General features: G+C 77.9%; 1 protein-coding gene. It reads left to right on the top strand.

The features are described from left to right. On the top strand, positions 1 to 1,130 hold a 1,130-nt coding region (locus tag ABZ914_RS51690), incomplete at both ends, for an FAD-binding protein (RefSeq protein WP_500201857.1).

Raw genomic sequence — 1,130 nt, 5'->3', positions numbered from 1 at the left:
TCGTCCTCGCCGACAAGGGGTACTGCGGCACCAGCGGGCCGACCGCGTCCGGCGGCAACAACCTCTGGTACGTCCCGCCGGACGCGGCGGCGCGCGAGCGCGCCGTCGACGAGCGGTTCGAGCAGAGCGCCCGGCTCGCCGACCGCCGCTGGATGGCCCGCGTCGTCGACGAGACGTACCGGCGCGTCGGCGACCTCGCCGCGTTCGGCTACCCGTTCGCCGTCGACGACGACGGCGCGGAACGGCGCGGGAGCCTCCAGGGCCCGGAGTACATGAAGCGGATGCGGCGCCGCGTGCACAGGTCGGGCGTGACGATCCTCGACCACCATCCGGCGCTGCGCCTGCTCGTGGACGGCTCGGGCACCGCGTCGGGCGCGTCGGGCCTCGCCCGCCAGAAGGGCGGGGAGGCGTGGACCGTCCGCGCGGGCGCGGTGGTCCTCGCGACCGGCGGCTGCGCGTTCCTGTCCGGGGCGTTCGGGACCAACGTCGACACCGGCGACGGCCACCTGATGGCCGCCGAGCTGGGCGCGGAGCTGTCGGGCATGGAGTTCTCCGCCGCGTACGCGCTGTCCCCGGCGCACGGCGCGCACACCAAGGGCCTGATGATGCAGTTCGCGACGTACACCACCGAGGACGGCGACCGGATCGACGTGCCGGACCCGCTCGGCGCGCGGATCCGGGTCGCGGAGCTGCTCGCGGCCGGCCGGAAGGTGTTCGCGCGGCTGGACCGGGCGCCCGCGGAGCTGCGCGGGGCGATGCGGGCCGCGCAGCCGAACTACTTCCTGCCGCTGGACAAGGCCGGCATCGACCCGTTCCGCGACCGCTACGAGGTGCGGATGGTGCTGGAGGGCACCGTCCGGGGAACGGGCGGCCTGCGGATCACCGGCGACGACTGCGCGACCGCGGTCCCCGGCCTCTACGCCGCCGGGGACGTCGCGACGCGGGAGCCGGTGTCGGGGGCCGTCAGCGGAGGCGGCGCCTACAACGGCGCGTGGGCCATCTCGTCGGGCACGTGGGCCGGGCGCGGCGCCGCCCGGTTCGGGACCGGCCGCCGTCGTCCGCGCGCCGCCCCCGCCGGGCGGGGCCGGGGCCCGCCCCGCCCGCGGGGCGCGGGGGGGGGGCGGCCGGGC

This window comes from Spirillospora sp. NPDC046719 (assembly GCF_040645715.1).
Lineage (GTDB): Bacteria > Actinomycetota > Actinomycetes > Streptosporangiales > Streptosporangiaceae > Spirillospora.
This window is presented reverse-complemented; position numbering and strand designations above follow the sequence as displayed.